This window comes from Halomicrobium mukohataei DSM 12286, from assembly GCF_000023965.1.
GTDB lineage: Archaea > Halobacteriota > Halobacteria > Halobacteriales > Haloarculaceae > Halomicrobium > Halomicrobium mukohataei.
In genome coordinates, this window is record NC_013202.1 from 1,339,588 (window position 1) to 1,363,997 (window position 24,410).

The following is a 24,410-nucleotide window of genomic DNA, read 5'->3' on the forward strand; positions in this document are numbered from 1 at the left end:
GCTACTTAAATCGACCTCGTCGGCGAGGCGACAGGCCGAGGCGGCTCCCGGCCGTCTCTGTACACGATGACGACCACAGACGCCCCCGGCCCGCGTGGACTGCCCGTGATCGGAAACTCCCATCAGTGGGCCCGCGATCCCTGTGCCTTCCGCGAGCGCTGTGCCGCGGAGTACGGCCCCGTCGTCAACTACGAGATGCTGGGATGGGACACCTACATGCTGACCGATCCCGCCGACGTCAAGCGCGTCCTCGAAGATCCCGACACCTTCCCGAAACACGAACCGAGCAACGCCCAGCTGGAGGCGTTCGTGGGGAACGGCCTGCTGACGAGCGGCGGCGATCTCTGGGAGCGCCAGCGGGAGGCGATTCAACCGGCCTTCTACATGGATCACATCCGCAACTACGCCGAGCGGATGGTCGCTCAGGCCGCCGCGACCGCCGACCGCTGGACGGCCGGCGAGTCTGTCGACGTTCGGCGCGCGATGACGCGCTGTACGCTGGACATCCTCGTCGACTGTCTGTTCGGCCAGGAGATCGATCCGGCAGAACGCGGACTGTACGAGGCCGTCGAGGCGTTTCAGGCCCCACTGGAGCCCAGCAAGCAGCCGATCACGTTCTTCGCGCCCGACTGGGCCCCGGTCCCGTTCCTGCGTCGGGCCGACCGGGCGCTCTCTCACATCGACGACCAGATCTACGACATCGTCGAAACCCGCCGCGCGGACGAGGCGGACCGCGACGACCTGGTGGCGATGTTGATCGCTGCCGACACCGCGATGGACGACGAGCAGATCCGCGACGAGCTGGTCACCTTCCTCTTTGCCGGCCACGAGACGACTGCGCTGTCGATGACGTACGTCTGGGACCTGCTCTCGCGCAATCCCACGGCCCAGCGGCGACTCCACGAGGAACTGGACGCGCTGCTCGACGGGCGACCGACCATCGAAGACGTGTTCGACTTCGAGTACACCGGAGCCGTCATCGAGGAGGCGATGCGGCTGTATCCCCCCGCCCACGACATCCGCCGCTCGCCCGCCACGACGGTCGAGATCGGCGGCTACACGATCCCCGAGGGGAGTCTCGTCACGCTCCCGACGTGGGTGTTGCACCGCGACGAGCGCTTCTGGGACGACCCCGAGCAGTTCCGCCCCGGGCGGTTCCTCGACGGCGGCCGATCGGACCGTCCGGAGTACGCCTACTTCCCTTTCGGCGGCGGCCCGCGGCGCTGTATCGGCCAGCAGTTCGCGATGACGGAGGCCCAACTGATCCTGGCGACGATCGCCAGCGAGTGGACGCTCGAACGCGAGTACGGCGACCTCGAACTGTCGGCCGCAGTCACGCTCCAGCCGAGTCACGACGTGGCGATGACGCCGCACAGGCGAGACTGATCGAGGGGCGAGGGAACCCCTACTCGAGCATCGGAGTGCCGTCCGCCTTCGGCCCGAGTTCGGGACCGAACGGCGGGTCGTCGGGGTCGATCCGGCGACGCTGGCGGTAGTCGGTCGACCGCTCGACGGGCACGCGGCCGACGGCGGTGATCATGTCGACGTACTCCCGGAACGTGCGCATCTCGCCGTAGTCGCCGCCGGCTCGCTTGGTGATCTCTTCCGAGAGGATCGTCCCCATGAAGTCGTCGGCCCCGCAGGTCAGCATCTTCAGGCCCTTGGCGTCGCCGTACTTGACCCACGAGGTCTGGATGTGTTCGACGTTGTCGAGGAACAGTCGCGAGACGGCGATCAGGAGCTCGTCCTCGTCGTCTGTCGCGCCGCCAGAGACCAGCCCTTCCTCGTACAGCGGCGTCTCCTCGTGGACGAAAGAGAGCGGAACGAACTCCGTGATCGCGCCCGTGCGGTCCTGCAGATCGCGGATCCGTTCGAGGTGGAGCGCCCGGTGGGCCTCGTTGTCGACGTGGCCGTACATCACCGTCGCAGTCACGTCCAGCCCGACGCTCGTGGCCGCCTCCATGGCCGCCATCCACTCGCCGCTGTCGATCTTGCCGGGACAGATCACGTCCCGGACCTCGTCGACGAGGATCTCGGCGGCCGTTCCGGGGACGCTGTCGAGGCCGGCATCGGCCAGTCGTCCGTAGACCTCCTCGTAGTCCCAGTCGGTGCCCCGCCGGGCGTGGTAGGCCTCTTCGGGCGTCATCGAGTGGAGGTGGACGCCGCCGACGCTCATCGCCTCGATCTGCTCGCAGTAGGTGCCCGGATCGGTGTCGTACTCGCCGGCCGGCCGATAGTTCAGGTCGCCGCGGTCGCTGGCCGCGAGGATCTCGCGGTGTTCCTCGTCGAGCGCGAAGGCGGGGTGCAGTCCCGAGACGGAGGTCACCTCGTAGATCCCCATCTCCAGGGCGTCGGCGACGATCTCGCGGGACTGTGCGGGCGTCTTGGTGAACCCGCCGTGATCGTCCTGATAGGACGTGCGGAACTGCTCGGATCGGTCCTTGAAGTTACAGAACTGACAGCCCGTGTTACAGGCCGTCGTCACGTTGTTGTTGAGGTTCGCGACGAAGGTGACTTCCTCGCCGACGACCTCGGCGCGGCGACGATCCGCGGCTTCCAGGACGAGTTCCTTGCGTCGCGGGTCGATCCCCGAGCGGTCGGTGCCCGTCGTCAGGAGCTCGATCGCGTCCTCGACGGACAGTCGCGTCCCGTTGCGGGCCTTCGCCAGCGCGTTCTCGAAGGCCTGGTCCGTCTCGGGGCGGTGGGAGAAGTCGAACTCTCCCCGCGGGACGTTCGCCGCTGTGTCGAAGGCGTCCGGCATCGTCTACCGATAGGCACAGGCAAGCAAAAACGTGGCGGGACCGGGGGATCTGGCCAGTTGTTACTCGTCCGGTCGACGAGACGAGGGGCTACCCCAACTACACGAGAGGTCGGCTCGCGCTGTCGACGGCATCATACGGAAAGTTGTAGTTGCTTACCGGTGAGCGTCGCAACGGGGTAGACGCTCACCGGTAAATTCCTACAACCGTCCGTATCAGTTCGGGATGATGCCGACGATCACACCCGCCGTCTCCAGGACGACCCACACGACGAACGCGGCGTAGGCGACGAGCAAGGCGTATGCTTCGGCGGTCGTCATCTCCATATCCGTCCGGAGGCTGGTAAAGAGCAACAGCGTCGCCAGCGTGAGAATGCCGAACATCGGGACGGCCATCTCGAAGTCGATCGTCGCCTCGCCGACGATGAGGACGCCGACGGGAATGGCGACGAGTAGATCGAACGTGTTCGATCCGAGCACGTTGCCGAGCGAGGCGACGGCCTTGTCGTCTCTCGCAGAGCGGACGCTGACGAGCGAGTCCGGCAGGCTCGTCGCTCCCGCGATGATCGTCACGCCCATGATGAAATCCGGAACCCCCAGTGCTGCGCCGATGACGCCGACGGAGTGGACGAGGTAGTGGACGGCGACGAGGATCACCAGCAGGCCGGCCAGCAGGAATCCCCACTGGCGACCCGCGTCGATCCCCGCTGCCTCGCTCGGGTCGGCCTCGTGGTCGTTCGTGTCTTGCACCTGGATGAAGACGTAGAGCCCGTACATTCCGATGGGAATCAGCGCCAGCGGTCGGGTGACGTTGCCAAGCAGCGTCTCGCCGTCGACCGGATAGTAGATCACGGCCATCGCGAAGGTGATCACGAGCACCGACACCGCGAGCATGTAAAACTGGGCCTCTTTGTACACCAGCGCCCGGTTGGACTCCATCTCGCCGTCTTTGGCGATGGCAGACACCGCGGGGATCACGAGGATGTTGAAGATCGCCGAACCGACGATCGCACCGACACCGAGCGACAGCGACCCCTGCAACGCCGCGGCGACGACGCTCGCCAGTTCCGGGAAGCTGGAGCCGATCGCGGCGATGACTGCACCCTGCACGACGAGGGGCAGGCCGTAGTAGGTCGCGAGTTCGTCGCTGGCCGCTTCGAGCCAGCCGCTGCCCTTCCAGATCGCGACCGTCGCCGCCAGAATGATACCGATGTCGATCAGCAAAACCCCAGTCATCGAGTGACGGTCCTGCCGGGCCGGAGTTAGGTGTTTGGTTGCCCGCCCGAGCCCCGACGGTACGAAGTGCAAACGCCTTTGTCCGGGCACGCCGACGCTGGCAGTAATGACGAGCGTCAAGGAGTTCCGTGTCGACGAACCGGCCACCGCCGATCAGCTGGGCCGTGGCTCGTTCGTGTTCACCGACGACTACTCCGTGTTCGACTGGGGCAAGATGCCCGACGAGATTCCCGACAAGGGGGCGTCGCTGTGTACGATGGGTGCGTTCAACTTCGAACTCCTAGAGGAGAACCACGTGCCAACCCACTACGAGGGCGTCGTCGTCGACGGCGAGGTCGTCGAACTCGGCGACGCGCTCGCGGCCGGTGTCGCTCCCGACGAGATGTCGATCTCGCTGACCCAGGTCCCCGACCTGCCCTTCGACGGAGGCAGCTACGACTACGACGCGTACCACGCCGAGGCCGGCCAGAACTACCTCGTTCCACTGGAGATCGTCTTCCGCAATCGCGTGCCGGTCGGCTCCTCGCTCCGGAGCCGGACCGATCCCAGCGATCACGGGCTCGACCTCGACAGTTGGCCCGACGAGGTGGTCGAACTCGACGAGCCGATCGTCGAGTACTCGACGAAATACGAGGAGCAGGACCGCTATCTCGATCCCGCCGACGCCGACGAGATCGCCGGCCGCGCCGACATCGACCGTCTCGACGAACTCGCCCGCGCGGTCAACCACGTCGTCACCGAACAGGCCGCAGACGCCGGGCTCGTCCACGAGGACGGCAAGATCGAGTGTCTCTACTACGAGGGCGAGATCCGGGTCGCAGACGTGGTCGGCACCTTCGACGAGAACCGCTTTTCCTACGACGACCAGCAGGTCTCCAAGGAGGTCGTCCGCCAGTACCACAAGCGAACCCAGTCCGAGTGGGTCGCGGCCGTCGGCGACGCCAAAGACCGCGCGGACGAGGAGGGCGTCGCCGACTGGAAGTCGCTGTGTGATCGCCAGCCCGAACCGCTCGACGAGGACGTCCTCGGCGTCGCTCGGGACCTCTACTGTGCCGGGACCAACGCCTACGTAGCGGCCGACGTGTTCGACGCCCCGTCGCTTGACGCTGCGGTCGCCGCCGCTCGCGACCTGTAACGCGCGCCGTCGTTTCACACTATCGGGGCCGTGTGTCCGGTCGACCGCAGGCAGTCGTTGGGTCGATCTACCGGTCGACGATAATCCGTATCATACTGCCGGCTGTAACTTCGTGAAGATCTTCGCCACCCCGGGGTGGCGAAATCGTTCGCAGATTTACAGCCGGTAGTATCAGTCGTCGGCCTCGATCTCGTCGTCTTCGCCGGCAACGAACTCGCCAAGTCCGTCGATGGGCCGATCCGGATTCTGTTCGTCGAGCTCTCGTGGTGCGCCCAGTTGGGCGTCGACCTCGTCGGCGTTCCGGAGTTTCGTCCGGCCGCGGTGGACCGTCACCTCGTCTTCGAGGTGGAGTCTGATGGCCTCCAGCAGCGCCTCGGCTTCGAGTGGCTGACCGATCTGCTGGAGTTGCTCTTCGGTCGCGTCGTCGGGGACGTTGAACGCCCGCTGGGTGATGATCGGTCCCTGGTCGAGATCCGTCGTCACGTAGTGGGCCGTGACGCCGGCAATCCGGACGCCCTCCTCGATCGCTTGCATGTACGCCGACGCGCCGGGGAACGCAGGCAGCAGCGACGGGTGGACGTTGATGATCCGACTCTCGTAGCGGAAGACCACGTCGGGGCTGAGAATGCGCATGTACCGTGCGAGAACGATCAGATCGGCGTTGTACTCCGAGAGGAGGTCCAGGAGCTCTCCCTCGTCGGGAGTCCCCTTCTCGTCGCCGATGTCGTGGAAGGGAACGTCGTACTTCTCGGCGAGGGGCCGGAGGTCCGGATGGTTCCCGATCACGACATCGATGTCGGCTCCGAGGTTGCCGCTGGCCCACGCCTCGAACAGCGCTTCGAGACAGTGGCTCTCCTTGGTGACCAGGACGGCGATCGACTGCGTCTCTCGGTCGGCCGGGAATCGGACCTGCACGTCGACGCCGAGTTCGTCTCCCAGATCGTGGAGGTCGTTTCGCAGCGTCGCCTCCGTACAGACCATCTCGCCGGTGTCGACGTGCATCGTCATGCGGAACACGCCTTCTCGGACCGCCTGGTCCAGGTCTTCGATGTTGATGCTGCGCTCGAACAGGAGACTGGTGACCTCGGCGATCAGGCCCGTGTCGTCGTCGCCGACGACCGTGATCTCCGTCAGATCGTGCGTCACGCCCACCACCTCGTGACGATCGTGCTCATCATTGCCCGTTCGTCGGGCGTGCCACTCCAAAAGCCTTCGTGTTGGCCGCCAACCCTGGCCAACGCCACCCAATCTTTCCACCAGATGGGACAAACATTCTTTACCCGGATAGACGAAATTATAAATGCGGAGACGAAACCATGCCCCACCTAGATGCGACGACTCCCCTCTCTCGTGGTACTCTTGGTACTCCTCGCGGCGCTCACGATTCCCGTATCAGCGGCCGGCAACGCTTCGCCGACCGCCGCTGCGGGACTCGATCAAACGGTCACGAGCGGGACGACGGTGTACCTCGACGGCGCCAACTCCCGCGATCCCGACGGGCGTATCCAGTCCGTCGAGTGGTCGATCCGGGACCCGAACGGCGCGACCGTCTCCCCGTCGTGTCGGAACTGCCTCCAGCCGACCTTCACGCCCACCGTAACCGGGCGCTGGTCGGTCACTCTGACGGTGACCGACGACGACGGCGCAACGGCCACCGACACGCTGTACGTCACCGTCGAGGAGGCACGTGGCCCGACGCTCACGCTCGATGCACCCAATAGAGTCGTTCCAGACGAATCGACGCCCTTCGTCGTCGAAGCGACCAGCGACGGTGCCCCCCTTCGCTCCGTGTCGCTCTATCACGACGACACTCGCGTCAACAGCACGACGGTCGACGGCACCACGACGCTGACGACGCTCACCCACACGTTCTCCGAAACCGGGTCGACAGAACTGCTCGCCGCCGTGACGGACGAGGCGGGCTACGTCAACACGACGACGATCACCGTCGATCCCACGACTGCCAGTGCCGCCAGGGTGGGCGACCGCTGTGACGAGGGCGAACGCCGGGTATACATGGGTGGAAGCATCGGAAGCATGTGCTCTTCGACGGCGCTGATCTACGAGACTCCCACTGACGTGACGATGGTCGTTCCGACGGGCGGCGCATCTCAGGACGGTATTCAACTCTACAACAGTGAACAGGGCGAGATCGTGACAGTAGCGACGGGCGAGCAGGTCCAAGAACTACGACGTGAAAACGAAGATGGAGTGATCACGCTGGAAGATACGCGTGCGACTTATGAAGAAAATAAGCGTGAGGGGCGCTACGATGATCCGACGAGTACTGTTCAAACTGATTCTGATGATACATCTACAGAACCGGAAGAGAGCTCCTCTGAAAGCCCAGATAGTGTCTCATCTAGGTCGCCGTATCGTACGGGAAATGGCTATCACGGATCTGGTACTCAAGAAGAGGAGTCGGACGAAAGTACTGGCTCGGACACGGAATCTCAGTCGAGTTCCGGTGGATGTCGCTCCGTGAATGGGCATGCTCCTACGTCAGCCAGACACAATCTGTTGAGTTGCTGATGTAAGAACACCGGATCTGCAGGAAAATATTTTTATTATATGCCAATGGAACAAAGACTGAGATGGACATGGTTTCGAATCCGGCTGTTCGGCTTCTTGCTCTCGCCGTTTTTCCAATCACAGTCCCTATTGCTGTATGGACGAACGCTGGAGGGTACGCCGACAAGTTCGCCTCGATGCCTGGTATACAAAAAGGGGGAGGTGCCATCAGCGGACTGATCGCTCTTTTTTACATCGCGTTCTTGCTTTCGCTTGTCGGGGGAGTTGGTGCTCTCACGTCTACGGTCGATATCGACAACACCCTCAATGCGTCTGGGGGGAGTGACGAGCAACAGGCTGAGACATCCACGCCACAGCCCGAACCCATAACTCCAAACCAGTCGGAAGCACCGACTCGGACTTCCACTCCAACAGCAACGAGAACTCCGACACAGACTCCGGAAGACACTCCTGTGAAGACCGAAACGACATCGACCGATGATCAGGAAGACTCTACGAACGAAACTGAACTTCGTCGCTTCCGATACGACCAATTCATGGATGCCTACGAAAACATTACGCATATTGATGGATTCACTGGCACCCGCTACACGGTCAACGCTAGCAACGAGTCAGCCACGTTCTACTGGGTAACAAACCCAAAAAATATGACTAGATGGATGTCAGAAAATAAAAATGCCATGGTTCACTATGCTGGACTTAGTGAATCCCTTCGTGAGTCAGACAGACATCCAGTCAGTCAAATCCCAAAACACCTGAAGTTCGTCGTACTCACACCGGAGGGTGAAGTCTACCAGACCAGTTATGTCGAGTACATGTCGGCGTGGAGATTTACCAAAGATGTTATGGGTGGCTTTAGCTACCACGCTATCTTCTACGAGCACGCAAAACCTGGCCCAGCACACCCGAATTACGAAGCGAACCAGACGGCGACTGCGACCGGAGGCTAGTGACTCGCCTCGGTATCAGTAATCGATTCGTGGCGATAAAGCCTAACACGGAGGGATGACGAGAAGAGTACGTGAGCGGTCGAACCACGTCGGCAGCCGGTCCCAGCAACCACCGAACAGTGCGGTGTGAGCCACTCGACAGCCCAGAGTGCGGTGCGGTCGAGTCGAGTCGCCGACGGGGAACGGACCAGGAGCGACGCGCGAGTCGCTGGAGATCGACATGAGTCAGGTGAAGGCGCGATACGGGTTCGAGGGAGTGCCACTGGAGCCGGTTCCAGCCGGGACGAACCTGCTGGTGACAGGGCCGTCGCTCGGTGGCCTGCGGCAGCTTTCGCTGAGTCTCCTGTCTGGGCCGGCCGACGAGGGAGTCTTGCTCGTGACTGCGGACGTGAGCGCCAGTGAGGTCGTCGCCGACTTCGAGGCGGTCGGTGGTGACGCGGACCCTGGGAAGATGTGTCTCGTCGACTGTACACACGAGAGCGACGGGACAGAGAGCGACCGCGTTCACGGTGTCGCGACGCCGGCCGACCTGACGGGGATCGGTATGTCGCTCTCCGCGCTGTACGAGCAACTGTACGACGACGGACTGCAGAGAGTCCGGGTGGGTGTGTACACGCTGGGTCCGTTGCTCGTGTACGCCGACGACGTACGTCCAGTGTATCGGTTTTTGCACACCGTCGCCGGGCGTGTCAGAGCGGCGGACGGACTGGGTGTCTGTGCCGTCGATCCCGCAGCACACGACGAACGGACGATTCGGAGCGTCGCGCAGGCGTTCGACGGGAGAGTCGAGCTCCGCGAGGGCGACGCCGGGCACCAGCTTCGTGTTCGGGGCCTGTCCGGCCAGCCCGGCGGCTGGCTGGACGTGACCCTGTAGGGATCTGTCGAAGTCTGGCTGCGCCGGCACGGGCGAGAACACAAGCGTTTTGCCCGGTCCCCACCGTCGGTTCACCAATGACTGACTACACCGCGACCGTGACGGTCAGGCTCAAGCGGGGCGTCCTCGACCCCGAAGCCGAGACGACCAAGCGAGCGCTCGAACGGCTGGGGTTCGAACTCGACGCGCTCCGATCGACGGACCGCTACGAGCTCGATCTGGTCGCCGAGAGCGAGGACGAGGCTGCCGAACGGGCCGGTGAGATGGCAGAGCGGCTGCTGGCGAACCCGACCATCCACGACTACGAGGTGGCGGTCGAGCGGGCCGAGGCATGACCGTCGCCGTCGTCCGCTTTGGCGGTTCGAACTGCGACCGCGACTCCGTGCAGGCGCTGTCTCATCTGGGGATCGACGCCGAACTCGTGTGGCACGAGGACGGACTCCCGGAGGATGTCGAGGGCGTCATGCTCCCCGGTGGGTTCTCATACGGCGATTACCTGCGAGCGGGTGCGATGGCGGCACGGTCGCCGATCATGCAAGAGGTCCGCGAGGTCGCGGCCGAGGGGGTCCCGGTACTGGGCGTCTGCAACGGTGCGCAGATCGGCTGTGAGTCGTCGCTCACGCCCGGTGCGTTCACGACGAATCGGAGCGCACGCTTCCAGTGTGAGCACGTCCACCTCCGCGTCGAGAACGCCGACACGCCGTGGACGGCCGCCTACGACGAAGGTCAGGTCGTCGAGTTCCCGATCGCTCACGGCGAAGGCCGTTTCGAGATCGACGACGACCGACTCGAAGCACTCGAAGCCAACGACCGAATTCTGTTCAAATACTGCGACGAGAGCGGCGCGGTCCACGACGGTGCGAACCCGAACGGGTCGAAGCACAACGTCGCCGGCATCACGGGCGAGGACGACACGGTCGCCGTCATGATGCCCCACCCCGAGCGCGTCTCGCTGCCCGACATCGGTGCCGTCGAGGGCCAAGGCGTCCTTCGCGGATTCGCGGAGGCGTAGGCCGGCGAACCGCCGTGGGGACGGTTGCTATCGAGCAGGCGACCGCGCTCAGAACGTCCCTTCTGCGGGTGCGCTGGGGTCTCCGGAACTCACGTCGGTGCCGCGATCGAGGGGCGGTTCGCCGTACTCCTCTTCGTACGCGTCGGCAAAGCCGCTGCCCCAGACGTAGAAGATCGCCGACTGGAAGACGAACTGCACCCACGGGACCGCCAGCAAGCCGATGATCGTGAAGCCGAGGGCACTCCCGACGGCCGAGGCGATGATGTTGACGGCAAAGGCGAGCAACACGGCAACCAGCATCGTCCGGTTGGTCACGAGCGTCCTGAGGACGTCGAGATCGAAGGCCGCTGAGACGCTGTCCTTACGGACGAAGTTCGCCGTCGCGACCGGCACGGCGACGGCAACTGCAATCAGGCCCAGGAAGTAGCACAGCACGGCGATCAACACTGCGAGGAAGAACAGTCCCTCGTTTCCGGAGGCCACACCCAGGACGGCGACGATCGCAGCGGGAATCATCGCGACGAGCAGCGCACCGATCGTGTACGGGAGCACGACGAGGAGGTATCGGAGGCCGTCGACCGTCGCCTCGACCAGATCGAGTTCGTCCCACTCGGGAGGCGTCGCCGTGTCGCCGCCGAGTACTCGGCGCATGACTTCGAGCATGTACCCCTGGAAGGTAAACAGCGGTACGACGAAGATACCGAGAATCACGACCAGCCCACCGATCCCGACACGCTTGAGCCAATCGTCTCCCTGCAACTGATACTTGATCGAATCTTCCAACATAGATGATTGGGGGTCCTATGGAGGCGGTATATAAGTTGTGCATGTACGCACGGTAGTGTTCAGATAAGCCGCTGCATCTTCTGAGTTGTAGACACCGAAAGCCCTCGGCACGCTCCGGGGTTCTGTGGCGGATATCCTCACTGCGTTCGGATAGTGCCGCCGCAGAACCGCCCACCGCGCCTCGCCCTTTCATCCCCCAGGATTCGGCTGTTTACCGGTCTAAACCCTGGCGGATGAAAGGGCGAGTGCAGTTGCGGGAACCCCGACGACGCAAGCACGCGAAGCGCGCGCAGCGAGTCGCGGGACCGCAACTGCACGAGGGCTTTCGGTGCTTCAGACTGCCTGCACCGATCTCTTATCTGAACACCGCCGTACGCACCCGAACGCTCGCTCCTCACGAGCCGATCGCCACACTCTCGGCTGGACGCGTATCGTCTCGGAGGATGGGAACGAGGGGCCATGGAGCGTGTGACAAGATCCTGACCCCTAACCGTCGATACGAGATCCAGGAATAAAAAGACGGGGTTACCGGAGTGAAAGTGAAAACGGGTGTAAGGAGATATCTACTGGGACTCTCTACAGCCCAGCGAGCCAGCGACTCTCACAGTTTCTGGCAGGGACCGGGTACGGCTATCGGGCCAGGGGGAGCGAGTAACTCGCTTCGCGCTCGACGACGGCGTCCCAGGTCGCCTCGCAGTCACAGGTGACTTGCTCGAAGACGCTCGGGTCCTGGCGGAGGTCGAAGTCTTTGATGGCGCGCTGGGCGCGGTCGTCGCACTCTCCGCAGTTGTGCGGGCCGCGGTCGCTCCCGTGGCCGACGGGGTCCGAGACGACGATCACGTCCTCGTCGGCGGTCGACTCCAGCACCTCGCACACCGACCAGAGCCACGGCGGCCGGTATCCTTGGTCGTGAAACAGCTCTTCGACCATCGTGTAGCGCTGGACGTTACAGGGGTTCATCGAGACGGTGTGACACCCCTCGACGTCGGCGCACTTGCGCACGGAGCGCTGCATGTCTTCGATCGCCTCCGACTCCGTGAGGAAGGGCGGTTTCATCAGGAGATACGCCTTGACGCCGCCACCGGCGGCCTGTGCCTGTGCGGCCGCGTCCTCGAAATCCGAAAAGTCGAAGTACTTGTTCACGCAGTCCCGGCGGACGCGGTCTGTCGCCGTTTCGAGGCCGACCGCGATGTCGGTCTCCAGTCCTGCGTCGACGAACTCGGCGACCTTCTCGCGGTCGACGAAGTCGGGCAGGGACTCGACGACGATTCGGTCGCGGTCGGCGAACGTCTCGGCGATCGCTCGGCGCGTCTCGGCTCCGACCTCCCGCTCGTCGAGAAATGAGCCGGAGGTGTAGATCTTGATCAGCCCGGCCTTCTCGTCGGCCTCTTCGTCCTCGTGATCGAGACAGTACTGGATCTGGGCCATCAGGTCCTCGTGGGCGACGCTGCCGCCGTCGACGCTCTCGGCGACGTAGCCACACATCGTACAGCCGCCGGCGCGGGCCCACCGGCAGCCGCCGGTGTTGAGGATGATCGTCAGGCTCTGGTAGACGCCGTCGGGCGTGTTGTCCTCGTCGAGCCAGACGCGGGTCGGTTCGCGGGGGTCGTAGGACGCGTCGTTGCGCGAGCGGACCTCGCGCATCACCTTGTTGTGGGCGTCCATGCCCTTCCCCTGTTCGTAGACTTCGGGCGTGGGCGTGCTCATTGTCGGGCAAAACGGGGCTGTGCGTAAAGCGGCTTCGCTACGGGTCGCCGTCTGACGGGAATCCAGTCGCCTCGGCCGTGATCCGTTCGAAGCGCAGTCGGGCCGCGACGACGCCCCAGCTCGCGGCGATCACGGACGCACCGACGGCGTTTGCGAGCAGGTCGAGACGACTGAACTGCCGGTACGCCAGTGGCAACTGGACGAGTTCGACCACGAAGCCAAAGGCCACCGCGAGGACGAACACTGCAACACCGGCCCTCCGTGGCTCCCACTCTGCCAGCGCGTAGGCAAGCACCGTCGCGAGGCCGCCGTATGCCAGGACATGGAGGTACTTGTCGATCCCGAACACGCCGAGGGGACCCGTTATCCGGCTGGCTGAGCCTGGACGAAGCACCGAGACGATCAGGATCACGGCTGCGACGCACCCGACGATCAGCCAGCGCACCCAGTTGGGGACGAGTGGGAGGCGACGTGACACACCGACGACTGGCCGGCGACGCGCAAAAGGTCTTGCTGTGCTCTCACCACGTCAGTCCTTCGTAGGTGATGCCGTCGCGGCGCTCGACGACGTGGCGGCCGTCGACGACGACCGGTGTCGCCATCTCGTCGAACTCGTCGTCGAGCGCGGCGAACTCGTCCCAGTCCGTGACGACCACGGCACCGTGAGCGCCCGTCAGAGCGTCCGCCGCGGAATCGGCGGCGACGAAATCGACATCGGGCGCGTACTCGCGGAAGCTCTCGACGGCGACGGGATCGTAGGCGACCACGTCGGCACCTCGCTCGTGGAGTCCCTCGATGACCGGGATCGCACGCGTCCCGCGAACGTCGTCCGTGCCGGGTTTGAAGGACAGTCCCAGCACGGCTACCTGTTTGCCCGCCACGTCGACGTGGTCGTCGAGCAGGGAGAGCAAGCGTTCTGGCTGGCGGTCGTTGACGTTGACGCCGGCCTTCAGCAACTCGGGGTCGTAGTCGGCGTCCTCGGCGGCGGCGATGAGCGCGGCCACGTCTTTCGGAAAGCAGCTTCCTCCCCATCCCAGTCCCGACCGGAGGAATCGCTCGCCGATGCGGTCGTCGAGTCCGATCGCGTCGGCGACCTCGTAGGCGTCGACGCCGTACTCCTTGCAGATGTTCCCGAGTTCGTTGATGAGGCTCACCTTCGTCGCGAGGAAGGAGTTGTTGGCGTACTTGATCATCTCGGCCTCACGGAGGCCGGTGCGGACGACCGGGGCTCCGGTCTCCTCGACCAGTGGCTCGTAGAGCCGATCGAGCGTCTCGTAGGCCCGCTCGTCGGTCGCGCCGAAGACGATCTTGTCCGGGTCCATGAAGTCCGCGACGGCGGTCCCCATCCGGAGGAACTCGGGGTTCATCGCGATCCGGAAGTCTTCGCCGACCGCGAGGTCGCCGGCTTCCTCGATGGCCGGTGTGACGACCGCTTCGGTGCTGCCCGGGATCACCGTGCTCTTGACGATCACGAGGTGGTCGCCGTCGGACGGCAGCACCTCGCCCAGCGAGCGCGCGCCCGCCTCCATGATCGAGAGGTCGTTGCTCCCGTCGTCGTTGGCGGGCGTCGGCAGCGCCAGGAACGTCGCGTCGGTCTCGCGGACGGCCGCGTAGTCGGTCGTCGCCCGCAGGCGGTCGCCCGCGTGGCGCTCGATGCGCTCTGCAAGACCGGGTTCGTGGATCGGCGCGTCGCCGTCGTTGATCGCGGCGACGGTCGATTCGTCGATGTCGACGTTGACCACGTCGTGTCCGAGGTCGGCCAGGCAGGCCGCGAGCGTCGTCCCAACGTACCCGCTGCCGACGATGCTGACGTTCATTGGCCGCCAGTTGTCCGGGACTGGACTTGAGGATTCTGTTCGACCGATAGCCTTTAGCTGACTGACTGGTGAATGGGAACGTATGAAAGCTGTCGTCCTCGCCGCCGGGGAAGGCACCCGGCTCCGCCCGCTGACCGAAGACAAGCCCAAAGGAATGGTCGAAGTCGCCGGCAAGCCGATTCTCACTCACTGCTTCGAGCAACTGATCGAGCTCGGTGCCGACGAACTGCTCGTCGTCGTCGGCTACAAGAAACAGGTCATCATCAACCACTTCGAGGACGAGTTCGAGGGCGTCCCGATCACGTACGCCCACCAGCGCGACCAGAAGGGGCTGGCCCACGCCCTGCTGACCGTCGAGGAGCACATCGACGACGACTTCATGCTGATGCTCGGCGACAACATCTTCCAGGCGAACCTCCGGGACGTGATCAACCGCCAGCGAGAGGAGCGGGCAGACGCCGCCTTCCTCGTCGAGGAAGTGCCGTGGGAGGAGGCCTCTCGCTACGGGGTCTGTGACACCAACAAGTACGGCGAGATCGAGGAGGTCGTCGAGAAGCCCGACGATCCGCCGTCGAACCTCGTGATGACCGGGTTCTACACGTTCACACCGGCGATCTTCCACGCGTGTCACCTCGTCCAGCCCTCCAACCGCGACGAGTACGAGATCAGCGACGCGATCGACCTCCTGTTGCACTCCGGGCGGACCATCGACGCCATCCGGATGGACGGCTGGCGCACCGACATCGGCTATCCGGAGGACAGAGACGCCGCCGAGAAACGACTCACGGGCGGTGCCGAAGTCGACGACGATGAGGCCGTGCAGGCAGTCGACGGCGCGGAGTAGTCCCGACGGATTTTTACTGACAGCCCGTCCCGACTCTGACAATGAAGATTCTCGTCACCGGCGGTGCGGGATTCATCGGCGGTCACATCGCCGAGCGGTTCGTCGTCGACGGGCACGATGTGGTCGCGCTGGACAACCTCGATCCGTTCTACGACGTGGACATCAAACGGCACACGATCGAGCGGTGTCGCGAGCACGCGTCGTCGGGCGACGGTCGCTACGAACTGGTCGAGGGCGACGTGCGCGACGCCGACCTCGTCTCGGAGCTGGTCGCTGACGCCGACTACGTCTACCACCAGGCAGCACAGGCCGGTGTCCGTCAGAGCGTCGAGAACCCGCGCAAGTACGACGAGGTCAACGTCGACGGGACGCTGAACTTACTGGACGCCGCCCGCGAGACCGGTATCGAGCGGTTCGTGATGGCGTCCTCGTCGTCGGTGTACGGCAAACCGCGGTACCTGCCCTACGACGAGGAGCATCCGACGACGCCGGTCAGTCCCTACGGGGCGTCCAAGCTCGCGGCCGAGCGGTACGTCTGTGCCTACAGCGAGGTGTACGACCTGTCGGCGGTCGCGCTGCGCTATTTCACCGTCTACGGGCCGCGGATGCGCCCGAACATGGCGATCTCGAACTTCGTTTCGCGCTGTCTCGACGGCCGATCCCCCGTCGTCTACGGCGACGGGAGCCAGACGAGAGACTTCACCTTCGTCGAGGACGTGGTCGAGGCGAACGTCGCACTGCTGGACACCGACGCGGCCGACGGCGAGGCGATCAACGTCGGCTCGACGGACAACATCGAGATCGAGACGCTGGCCGAGGAGATCCGCGACCAGCTCGCGCCCGATCTCGATCTGGTCTACGAGGACCGCCACGACGCCGACGCCGAGCACACCCACGCCAGCACCGAGCGGGCCGCGGAGCTGCTGGGCTACGAGCCCGAGTACACGATCCGTGAGGGCGTCTCTGCCTTCATCGACTGGTACCGCGAGAACCGCGAGTGGTACGAGCCGCTGGTCCGCAACTCCTGACGGTCACGGCACTGCTACTGTTCTTCGACGTGGCGCACCTGGCAGGCGATCCCGCGGGTGGCCTCGTCCATCGCCGGGCCGGGCATCGTCGCGCGACCGACGCCGAAGGCCGACGGCCCCTCGATCACGACCTCGTCGCCGACGCGGATCTCGTCGGCCGCGTCCACGACGCCCGGCGCGAGCACGGAGCCGTGTGGCACGAAGTCGTCGATCGCGACGCGCTTTACCGACACGTCCGAGTCGACCCACCGTCGGGCTCCCGCGATCGTGAGCCCGAGGACGCCGTACTGCTGGGTCAGCGCCGCCAGCTGTTCGCCCTGGCCGCCGTCGGTCCGTTCGCCGTGGGCCCGTAGCTGGGGGTACGTCCCCTCCGCGGTGAGCGTGTCGCCGAAGATCTCGTCGCCCGCACCGGCCCCGAACTGGTAGTCCGCCACTGCCCGAAGCGTGTTGTGCTGGCGCTCGCGCTTGCGGTACTTCGGGTACCCCTCCAGCGCCCCGGCGAGGTTCGCCAGCGAGTCCGCCGTCGTCGGGTGGTCTTCGACGGTGTAGGTGAAAGACTGGTCGAGGCGCTCCTCGACGCGCTCGCAGATCTCGCGGTACCCCTCGCCGGGGACGTGGACGATCACTTCGGGGTAGTCGGTGCCGTCGAGGTAGCCTTCGAGCACGTCGGCCACGAACTCGATCTCGTTGGCGCTCCACCGCCCGGTCACGACGGAGTCGTAGTGCTGGGCCGGATAGGTGAGCTCCAGTTCCTGTGGGACGACGCCGATCGGCGACGTCATCGACGCCATGTGGCCACGGAACTGGATCGCCCGGTGGTACTGCTCGTGGCTCTGTGAGTCGCTGTAGGGCTTGCGCGCCGAGCAGGGGACGATGACGAGGGGCTGCTCGTCGAAGCGGGGCCGGTACCGCTCGGTGACCCGCTGTGCGAACCGCTGGATCTCGACCCGGCGCATCGTGTCTTCGGTCGCGGCGGTGATCTCCTCGCGTCGGTAGATCGGCGTGTGTCGTTCGAGGTAGGCGTACTGCTGGTCGAGCCGCCGCACCGTCGCCGTCAGCCACTGGTCCTGGCGGGCCTGGCCCTCGACGTAGTCACGCAGCCGGCCGTCTCGAATCCGTCGGCGGACCCGGGCCAGCTCCGCTTCCAGCGCGTTGACGTTGTGGTCGACACAGTCCTGTCGGTCGAACTCCTCGCGGGGCTTGCGGCAGGCCGGACACGAGCAGGGCAGTTCGTCGAGGTCTTCCAGGAAGTAGGCGTCGTCGGTCGTCAGGTATCGCCCCTGTGTCCCCCGGACGACGGCCCGGTCCCGATCGACGAGGTCGACGCCAGCGTAGACCAGCGTGGCGACGTTGCGCGGCGTCGCGACGCCCGACAGCATCAGAGCGGTGTCGTCCGGCATCGCTTCGCGTGTCTCGATAACGGCCTCGACGAACGCTTCGGCGTGGCCGACGAGCCCGGCGGCCTCCGAGAGGACGTACGCGTCCGCGCCGTGGTCCTCGGCCGTCGCCGTCGAGACGACGGCGGCGCTCGGATAGTCCACGTCCGGATAGTCGACGGCGAACGCCTCGGCGACCTCCTCGGGCGTGCCGCCGGGGAGGCCGCGGTGCGGGAGGACGGTGAGGACGCTCTCGTCGCCCGCTGGCACGTCTCGCTCCGTCGGCCAGAGGCTTCCGGCGTCCGCGAGGTGGTCGTCCACGACCGCGGGCGTCGTGACCGGATCGGCCAGCCGCAACTCGGCCAGCCGCGCCGCGCCGTCGCGCTCGTGAACCTCGAAGTAGTCGGTCATGGCCCTGTATCGGCTACGGGGACCCAACTATCTTGCGAGTCTCATCGGCCGTCGAGTCGCCACACGACGGGACTGCAGACACGGCATACCGGTTAGTCCTCGCCGAGGTGGCGAACCGTCACCGAGTCGGGCACGCGAGCCAGCGCGCTCTCCGGCCACTCGAACTGCGCGAGCGTGACCGTCGCGTCGGGGTTGCACTCTGCCAGGCGGGCGACGCCGTCGGCGGCGGTCTCGTAGGCCTGTGGGGAGAGTCGCTCGGGGACTTCGGCGGTGAAGGGATAGGCGTCGCTCATCTCTCTGGGATAGGGGCCAAACGGGGGCGTCACCTGCCAGCTCTCGTCGTACTCTTCGTCGCGCTCGCCCTCGGTGAGCAGGATCGAGCCCGACAGGTCGAAGCGGTCGAGCCGCTGGTGGTGGCGCACGACCTCGGGGCGGCGCGCGCTCTCCGTCGACGTGTGGAAGACGGTGTCCTTGGCGATCCGATCGGTCGTTTCCAGCTGCTCGGCGTGGTCCAGTAGCGTCCGGTAGCCGTCGAGCATCGTCGGATGTGCACGGGCCCGCGAGTCGACCAGTTCCATGAGATCCCCGTCTCTGATCGCCTGCTTGATCGTCCGGATCTCGCCGTAGGTGACGTGGAGGTTGTGGCGGGCCAGCAGGTCCTCGCCGCGCTGGTCGTCCATCGCCCTGAGGTCGGCGGGCTCGTACTCGACACAGACGGGACACGAGCAGGGGAAGTAGTCCATGTCGTCGAGGTGCTCGGTGCCCCGAACGGTGAGATACCGGCCGTCGCGAGCGTACAGCGCGTACGCCGCCGAGTCGAACAGGTCACAGCCAAGCGCGACGGCCATCGCGAACATCATGGGGTGGCCGGCCCCGAACAGGTGGACCGGTGCGTCCTCGCCGAGCCCGCGCTTGCAGGCCGCGACCACGTCCGCCAGGTCGTCGTAGCGGTACTCGTTCATCAGCGGCACGACCGCGCCGACCGGGAACACGTCGAGGTCGGTCCCGTGTGCGTGCTCGGCCGCCCGCTCGCGCAGGTCGGGATAGGTCGAGCCCTGGATCGGCGCGGTCGTGAGCATCTCGCCGGTGTCGACGCCGTCGGCGATCTCCAGGCGCTCCTGGGTCGTCGCCAGCTCCGATTCGGCCCGCTCGCGCGCCACGTCCGGCGGCGTCGGGATGTCGACGGGCGTCCCGATGTCGCTCCCGATCTCTCGCTGGAAGGCCAGGATCTCCTCGGTCGTCACGTCGATCTCGCCGTACTCGGCCAGCTGGAAGGAGCCGGAGTCGGTCATGATCGCGCCGGGGAAATCGAGCAGCTCGTGGAGGCCCTGCCGTTCGGCCGGCTCGCGGAGGTCGTCGCTCTGGTGGAGGATGTAGCTGTTCGTGATGAGGATCTCCGCGCCGAACTCAGACGCCAGCGTGGACGGCTCGATCGTCTGGACGTGGGGGTTGACGACGGGCAGGAGTGCGGGCGTCTCGACGGTGACGCCGGCCCGGGGCACCGTCAGCTCGCCCAGACGGCCGGCCGCGTCGTACCGGCCGACTTCGAAGTGGTCTCGCATTACCCGCAGTGGGACGAGCGCGTGCCTAAGGGTTGCGTTCCGTGATAGTCAGTCAGCAGTCGCCGGTCCGCTGCTTGCCCGAGCCAGCGTGTCACCGAGCCGTCGGGCCGTCGGAACGTACAAAAATGCACCGCCGGTAGTGGGGCTATGGATATCGCTGTCGCCTACGACAAATTCGGAAAGCGATCCGCTTCGGGAGCACGCGTCTCGCTCCACACGTTGCTCGACGGGCTGCCTGACGCCTACTCTTTCAGTATCTACGATACGGTCCATCAGGACGAAGCGGTCCCCGACTTCGTCGACAGTAGACAGACGGTGTCCCCCAGACAGATACCGACGTTCGTTTGGACGAACCAGGTCCTCTATCGATGGCAGTGGCGAAACGGGGTGCGGGAGCGATTCGAAGCGAACGAGCACGACGTGGTGATCACACAGGGAGAAATCGCGCCAGCGACGGTACAGATCGCTGCCGAGACGGACACGCCTTCGATATTCTTTCTGAGGAGTTTGCAGGTCACCGGCACGGAGAAGTTCGATCCGCGCGACGACGCCGTCGAGAACTTTGCCCGCACCGATTTGGGCGGGCGCGTCCAGTTTCCGTTCCTCGCTCGAAACGTTCGAGCGTATCGGCGGGCCCTCGAGACGGCGGATGTCGTCGTAACCAACAGCGATTTCACCGCAGAGAGAGTACGAGAGCGGTTTGGGGTCGACAGCACGGTTATCTATCCCCCGATCACGCTATCCGACTACCGGGTCACGTCCGATCCCGACGGGAAGATCACGATGGTGAATCCGAGATCGGCCGACAAAGGCGTCGATATCTTCCTCGACATCGCCGAACGGCTGCCCGACGAGGAGTTCCTGCTGGTCGGCACTGTCTCCCCCGACGCGGAGAAGCGCCGTGCCCAACGGCTCGACAACGTGACTCTGCACGGGTGGACTGACGACGTACGAGAGGCCTACGGGCAGTCGAAGCTCGTGGTGGTGCCGTCGAGGTACGAGGAACCGTTCGGCCGAGTGGCCGCCGAAGCGATGGTCAGCGCCATCCCCTGCGTGGTGAGCAACCGTGGCGGCCTCCCCGAAGTCGTCGGTGAGACCGGCGAGATCGTCGACGCGGTCGAGTCCGAGCGCGCCTGGATCAACGCCATCGAGCGGGCCCTGGCAACCGATCGTGGGGCGGCCCAGCGAGAGCGAGTCGAGCGGTTCGCCGCTGACAAGCAGGTCGAGAAGCTGCGCAAACTCGTCGAGCGCGCACAGTCCGGTCGTGGGACCGGAAACTGAGACGACTGGCCGTTACTCTACGTAGCCGAGCTCTCGGAGCTGTTTCTCGACATCGCTGGACAGGTCGACATCTCGTGCGGTGTCGGAGACGCCCTCCAGTCGATCGTTCAGAACCGTGCTCAGTTCTGCGACGATATCGCCGTGGTCGGCGGCGATGTTGTGCTGCTCGTCGGGATCCGTCCGGAGATCGTACAGGTGCTCTGTGTCGAGCTGGCGATTCCGGATGTATTTCCAGCGCTTCGACCGAACAGCGGCGACCAGCGTCTCTAGCGTCACGTCTCCTCCGAGCCCCTGCGTGTGACACAGTTCGGCAATTGCGTAGTCGCGGTCTATCTGTCCCGTCTCATCACGAAGGGGTTCGAGCAGCGAAACGCCCCGCCATTCCGCCGGGGGGTCGACGCCGTACCAGTCGGCGATCGTTGGCGCGATGTCGACGTGACTCCTCACTGCGTCGATGGAAGTCTCACCGGCGTACCGGCCGGAGTTGTCGTAGAGCAAAAGCGGCACTCGTATCAGCTCGTCGTACATTTTCGTCCGGTGGCCGAGCGTCCCCCGGTCGAACAGCTCTTCGCCGTGGTCCGCAGTGAACAGTACAACGCTGTCTTCGAGCAGTCCTCTGGCGTCGAGCTCGTCGACCAACCGTTTGGCCTCGCGGTCGACGTACCGTGTTGCCGCCGCGTAGAAATCCCGGAGGGCCTCGATTTCGGTCTCGGAGACAGCCTCAATCATCGAACCGTCGATAATGTCGGGCCGCGCGCGCCTGGCCTTGCGGACGACCCGTCGAATGCGTCCGACATCGTAGCGGCCGTCGTGGAACCGCTCGATATCTTCTCTGGGCGGATAGTACGGCGCGTGGGGCTCCATGTAGTGGGTCCAGACGAAGGCGTCCGCCGTCGTATCGACGTGCTGATCAACTAACGAGATGGTCGTATCGGTCACGTCTTCGGCACGGGGGTACGGACACGCTGGCGTGTCGTACACGTCTTTGAGCCCGTCGTACTGCAATTTGAGTTCCGAGGCGATCGGGGAGAGAACCGGTGTGTTCTCTATCCCATCGACCAGCGTCGATTTCAGGCGGCGCGGAAAACTCTCGCCGGTCTGTTGGTCGTCGTCGACCCAGTCCTCGAACACCTCGAACCCACGGTCATAGTCATAAATACTGGAACAGGAAGTCTGGGCAGTGACACCAACCGTCTGGATCGATGCATCGGAGAGAACCTCGGCGAGGGTGACGTGGTTCTCGTTCAGTCCGGCGTATCCGTGATCTAACGGGAGACTGCTCGCGTGAATACCGGGAAACGACGTTGATGTCCCGGAACCCGTCGAGATGTGCTGTGTGAACTCGATCGCATCTTCCTTGATAGAGTCGAGGAACGGGGTCGTCTGTGTCCCGTTTCTCGTGGCCGAAACGTGATCGTATCGCAACGCATCAAAAGAAATTACGAATACATTCGACATCTTGGACGAAGCTAGCCAAGACTCGGTAAAAAAGCACTGTGTAGTGCCGTGGGTCTCAGACGGTGGGGTTGCCTCGCGTCCCCGCCGACTTCACGAGCGCTCGAACAGCGCGTAGTAGAGCACGCCGGTCACGGTGCGCCCGTCACGCAGTTCGTCTTTGCGGGCCGAATCGAGGAGTTCGTCGAGCGTCGTCGTCGCGACGCGGATCGACAGTGACGCCGGCCCGGGGCACCGTCAGCTCGCCCAGACGGCCGGCCGCGTCGTACCGGCCGACTTCGAAGTGGTCTCGCATTACCCGCAGTGGGACGAGCGCGTGCCTAAGGGTTGCGTTCCGCGACCGAGCGGTATCGATCTCTCGACGGTGGGTCCTCGCTGCCCCGCGCTGGGCAGTCCCGTCACTCCCTTTCGTCGCCGACCTGTCGCTGGATCCCCAGCCAGTGTGTCACCGACCCGTCGGGGCCGGTGATCGGTGCGAGGGACACCCGGTTGCGAAATGGGGTCCCGTCTCGCCGGTAGTTCCGCAGTTCGACCGTGACACGCTCCCAGATCGCCGTCGCCTCGCGGAGGTCGGCGACAGGTCCAGGCTCCGTGTCGGGACCCTGGAGAAAGCGGGGATTCTCGTCCAGTGCCTCTTCGAGCGAGTACCCCGTCAGGTCCCTGAAGCGCCGGTTCACGTACTGGATCGGGTTGTCCTGATACGCCGGCCCGGAGAGGGTGAGTCCGACGATCGCGTCGTCCAGCAGCCAGAGCCGCCAGACGAGTTCCCGAGTCCATCCCTCGACCCGCTCGCCAGCCGGCAGGACGGTCGGCGCGTCGAACGCCTCGATCCCGTCGTCAAAGGCGTCCGTTCGGGCGGCGAGGTCGTAGCGCTCGACGACCGTCGGGAACCGTCTCCGGAACGTCTCCGGGCCAGCGACGAGACAATCGGCGAGGTCGTCTCTGCGTCCCATCTCGTAGACTCGTCTTGCGGTTTCGGTGCAAAACGTCTGTCGTTCACTCGCCCCGAACCCGGTACCAGACCGTTTCGCCGACCGGCGACCTGCCGTCGAGGTCGAGTCGTCCCACGAACAGGTCCCGGACGGCGAACGTGACGGTCAGTTCGACGGACTCCCCGTCGTCGGCGCGGACCGTGACGACGCAGTGGCCGTCGCGTTCTTCGAGTGCCTCGATCTGCCCACGCTCCCACTGGTCGACGTGGTGGTCGGGCTCTCTGGCGTGGATGCGATCGTGGTTCACGACGGGCTCCCGTCACAGCAGACGGTGTAACGAACGTCCGCGTCGACCAGGGCGGCGATCCGTTCGAGGACGGCAGTCGTCGTCTCCAGCGGGCCGAACTTGCTCACCGTCTCTCCGTCGGCTCGCAGGACGAGCGTCCACGCTGGGGCCTTCGCGGGCTCGTGACGCCGTTCGACGACGAGTGTCCGGTCGGGAAAGGCGAGTCGACAGTGGCCCTCGTCCGACACGGTCAGCGACACGCCCTCTCGGTCGCCGAACTGCTCTCGGAGCCCCACTTCGAGGTTAGCAGCGTGTTCTGGCTCGGTCACACCGGCCGTAGCGCCTCTCGACCGATACGTGTTTCGCGGTTCGACTCGCGAGCGCGCACGCGCGCGAAAGCCGTAAGCGTCCAGAGCCCCTTCGTCTCG

Annotated in this window: 23 protein-coding genes and 1 pseudogene; 11 read left to right on the forward strand and 13 right to left on the reverse strand. The window is 65.0% G+C overall.

Annotation, left to right across the window (positions count from 1 at the left end):
• Positions 1-66: 66 nt before the first annotated feature.
• The gene (locus HMUK_RS06760; RefSeq protein WP_015762384.1) at positions 67-1,386 is read left to right on the forward strand and encodes a cytochrome P450; all 1,320 of its coding nucleotides are present in this window, start codon (positions 67-69) and stop codon (positions 1,384-1,386) included.
• A 19-nt stretch (positions 1,387-1,405) separates the two neighbouring features.
• Here HMUK_RS06760 and cofH read toward each other — a convergent pair whose 3' ends face one another.
• Positions 1,406-2,761: a 7,8-didemethyl-8-hydroxy-5-deazariboflavin synthase subunit CofH gene (cofH, locus tag HMUK_RS06765; RefSeq protein WP_015762385.1), complete on the reverse strand. Its 1,356-nt coding sequence runs from the start codon at positions 2,759-2,761 to the stop codon at positions 1,406-1,408.
• 213 nt (positions 2,762-2,974) lie between these two features.
• A complete protein-coding gene (locus HMUK_RS06770; RefSeq protein ID WP_015762386.1) occupies positions 2,975-3,994 on the reverse strand; it encodes a sodium:calcium antiporter in 1,020 nt (339 codons plus the stop codon).
• Positions 3,995-4,100: 106 nt separating this feature from the next.
• On the opposite strand from HMUK_RS06770, the gene HMUK_RS06775 reads away from it, so the two are divergent.
• Positions 4,101-5,129, forward strand: coding sequence for a phosphoribosylaminoimidazolesuccinocarboxamide synthase (locus HMUK_RS06775; RefSeq protein WP_015762387.1), 1,029 nt, complete (start codon positions 4,101-4,103; stop codon positions 5,127-5,129).
• A gap of 171 nt (positions 5,130-5,300) precedes the next feature.
• Here HMUK_RS06775 and HMUK_RS06780 read toward each other — a convergent pair whose 3' ends face one another.
• Entirely contained in the window at positions 5,301-6,275 is a 975-nt protein-coding gene (locus tag HMUK_RS06780; protein WP_015762388.1) for a formyltetrahydrofolate deformylase, read from the reverse strand.
• A gap of 183 nt (positions 6,276-6,458) precedes the next feature.
• Here HMUK_RS06780 and HMUK_RS17875 point away from each other — a divergent pair.
• The 6 genes and pseudogenes from HMUK_RS17875 to purQ all read left to right on the forward strand — a co-directional run.
• Positions 6,459-6,746: pseudogene (locus HMUK_RS17875) on the forward strand (PKD domain-containing protein); the annotation flags it as partial.
• Positions 6,747-6,755: 9 nt separating this feature from the next.
• Entirely contained in the window at positions 6,756-7,661 is a 906-nt protein-coding gene (locus HMUK_RS06785; protein ID WP_240532189.1) for a PKD domain-containing protein, read from the forward strand.
• A 62-nt stretch (positions 7,662-7,723) separates the two neighbouring features.
• Complete coding sequence (locus HMUK_RS17120) at positions 7,724-8,611, forward strand: hypothetical protein (protein ID WP_015762390.1); 888 nt, start codon at positions 7,724-7,726, stop codon at positions 8,609-8,611.
• Positions 8,612-8,831: 220 nt separating this feature from the next.
• On the forward strand, positions 8,832-9,485 hold the full coding sequence (locus HMUK_RS06790; RefSeq protein ID WP_015762391.1) for a DUF7504 family protein: 654 nt from the start codon (positions 8,832-8,834) through the stop codon (positions 9,483-9,485).
• Between the two features lie 77 nt (positions 9,486-9,562).
• Entirely contained in the window at positions 9,563-9,820 is a 258-nt protein-coding gene (gene purS, locus HMUK_RS06795) for a phosphoribosylformylglycinamidine synthase subunit PurS (RefSeq protein ID WP_015762392.1), read from the forward strand.
• Entirely contained in the window at positions 9,817-10,497 is a 681-nt protein-coding gene (gene purQ / locus HMUK_RS06800) for a phosphoribosylformylglycinamidine synthase I (protein ID WP_015762393.1), read from the forward strand. Before purS ends, purQ begins: the two co-directional genes overlap by 4 nt.
• Positions 10,498-10,545: 48 nt before the next feature.
• On the opposite strand, the gene HMUK_RS06805 is transcribed toward purQ, so the two are convergent.
• The 4 genes from HMUK_RS06805 to aglM form a co-directional block, all read right to left on the reverse strand.
• A complete protein-coding gene (locus tag HMUK_RS06805) occupies positions 10,546-11,283 on the reverse strand; it encodes a DUF4013 domain-containing protein (RefSeq protein WP_015762394.1) in 738 nt (245 codons plus the stop codon).
• A gap of 630 nt (positions 11,284-11,913) precedes the next feature.
• The gene (locus HMUK_RS06810) at positions 11,914-12,990 is read right to left on the reverse strand and encodes an archaeosine biosynthesis radical SAM protein RaSEA (RefSeq protein ID WP_015762395.1); all 1,077 of its coding nucleotides are present in this window, start codon (positions 12,988-12,990) and stop codon (positions 11,914-11,916) included.
• 37 nt (positions 12,991-13,027) lie between these two features.
• Entirely contained in the window at positions 13,028-13,468 is a 441-nt protein-coding gene (locus tag HMUK_RS06815; protein WP_049940762.1) for a VanZ family protein, read from the reverse strand.
• 43 nt (positions 13,469-13,511) lie between these two features.
• On the reverse strand, positions 13,512-14,807 hold the full coding sequence (gene aglM, locus HMUK_RS06820) for a UDP-glucose 6-dehydrogenase AglM (protein WP_015762397.1): 1,296 nt from the start codon (positions 14,805-14,807) through the stop codon (positions 13,512-13,514).
• An 82-nt stretch (positions 14,808-14,889) separates the two neighbouring features.
• Between aglM and aglF the strand changes: the two genes are divergently transcribed.
• Positions 14,890-15,651 (forward strand): UTP--glucose-1-phosphate uridylyltransferase AglF, encoded by a 762-nt coding sequence (gene aglF / locus HMUK_RS06825; RefSeq protein ID WP_015762398.1) that lies wholly within the window; start codon positions 14,890-14,892, stop codon positions 15,649-15,651.
• 41 nt (positions 15,652-15,692) lie between these two features.
• Positions 15,693-16,679, forward strand: a complete 987-nt coding sequence (locus HMUK_RS06830; RefSeq protein WP_015762399.1) for an SDR family oxidoreductase — start codon at positions 15,693-15,695, stop codon at positions 16,677-16,679.
• A gap of 14 nt (positions 16,680-16,693) precedes the next feature.
• Here HMUK_RS06830 and arcS read toward each other — a convergent pair whose 3' ends face one another.
• Both arcS and tgtA read right to left on the reverse strand, forming a co-directional pair.
• Entirely contained in the window at positions 16,694-18,466 is a 1,773-nt protein-coding gene (gene arcS, locus HMUK_RS06835; RefSeq protein ID WP_015762400.1) for an archaeosine synthase subunit alpha, read from the reverse strand.
• A gap of 92 nt (positions 18,467-18,558) precedes the next feature.
• The gene (gene tgtA / locus HMUK_RS06840; protein WP_015762401.1) at positions 18,559-20,028 is read right to left on the reverse strand and encodes a tRNA guanosine(15) transglycosylase TgtA; all 1,470 of its coding nucleotides are present in this window, start codon (positions 20,026-20,028) and stop codon (positions 18,559-18,561) included.
• 147 nt (positions 20,029-20,175) lie between these two features.
• Here tgtA and HMUK_RS06845 point away from each other — a divergent pair, with 147 nt between their 5' ends.
• The gene (locus HMUK_RS06845) at positions 20,176-21,309 is read left to right on the forward strand and encodes a glycosyltransferase family 4 protein (protein WP_015762402.1); all 1,134 of its coding nucleotides are present in this window, start codon (positions 20,176-20,178) and stop codon (positions 21,307-21,309) included.
• 12 nt (positions 21,310-21,321) lie between these two features.
• On the opposite strand, the gene HMUK_RS06850 is transcribed toward HMUK_RS06845, so the two are convergent.
• The 4 genes from HMUK_RS06850 to HMUK_RS06865 form a co-directional block, all read right to left on the reverse strand.
• Positions 21,322-22,767 carry a sulfatase gene (locus HMUK_RS06850; protein ID WP_015762403.1) on the reverse strand — a complete coding sequence of 482 codons (1,446 nt, stop codon included), beginning with the start codon at positions 22,765-22,767 and terminating at the stop codon, positions 21,322-21,324.
• 395 nt (positions 22,768-23,162) lie between these two features.
• On the reverse strand, positions 23,163-23,717 hold the full coding sequence (locus tag HMUK_RS06855; RefSeq protein WP_015762404.1) for a PAS domain-containing protein: 555 nt from the start codon (positions 23,715-23,717) through the stop codon (positions 23,163-23,165).
• A 43-nt stretch (positions 23,718-23,760) separates the two neighbouring features.
• The gene (locus HMUK_RS06860) at positions 23,761-24,003 is read right to left on the reverse strand and encodes a DUF7861 family protein (protein WP_015762405.1); all 243 of its coding nucleotides are present in this window, start codon (positions 24,001-24,003) and stop codon (positions 23,761-23,763) included.
• Complete coding sequence (locus HMUK_RS06865) at positions 24,000-24,311, reverse strand: hypothetical protein (RefSeq protein WP_015762406.1); 312 nt, start codon at positions 24,309-24,311, stop codon at positions 24,000-24,002. Before HMUK_RS06865 ends, HMUK_RS06860 begins: the two co-directional genes overlap by 4 nt.
• Positions 24,312-24,410: the final 99 nt, after the last annotated feature.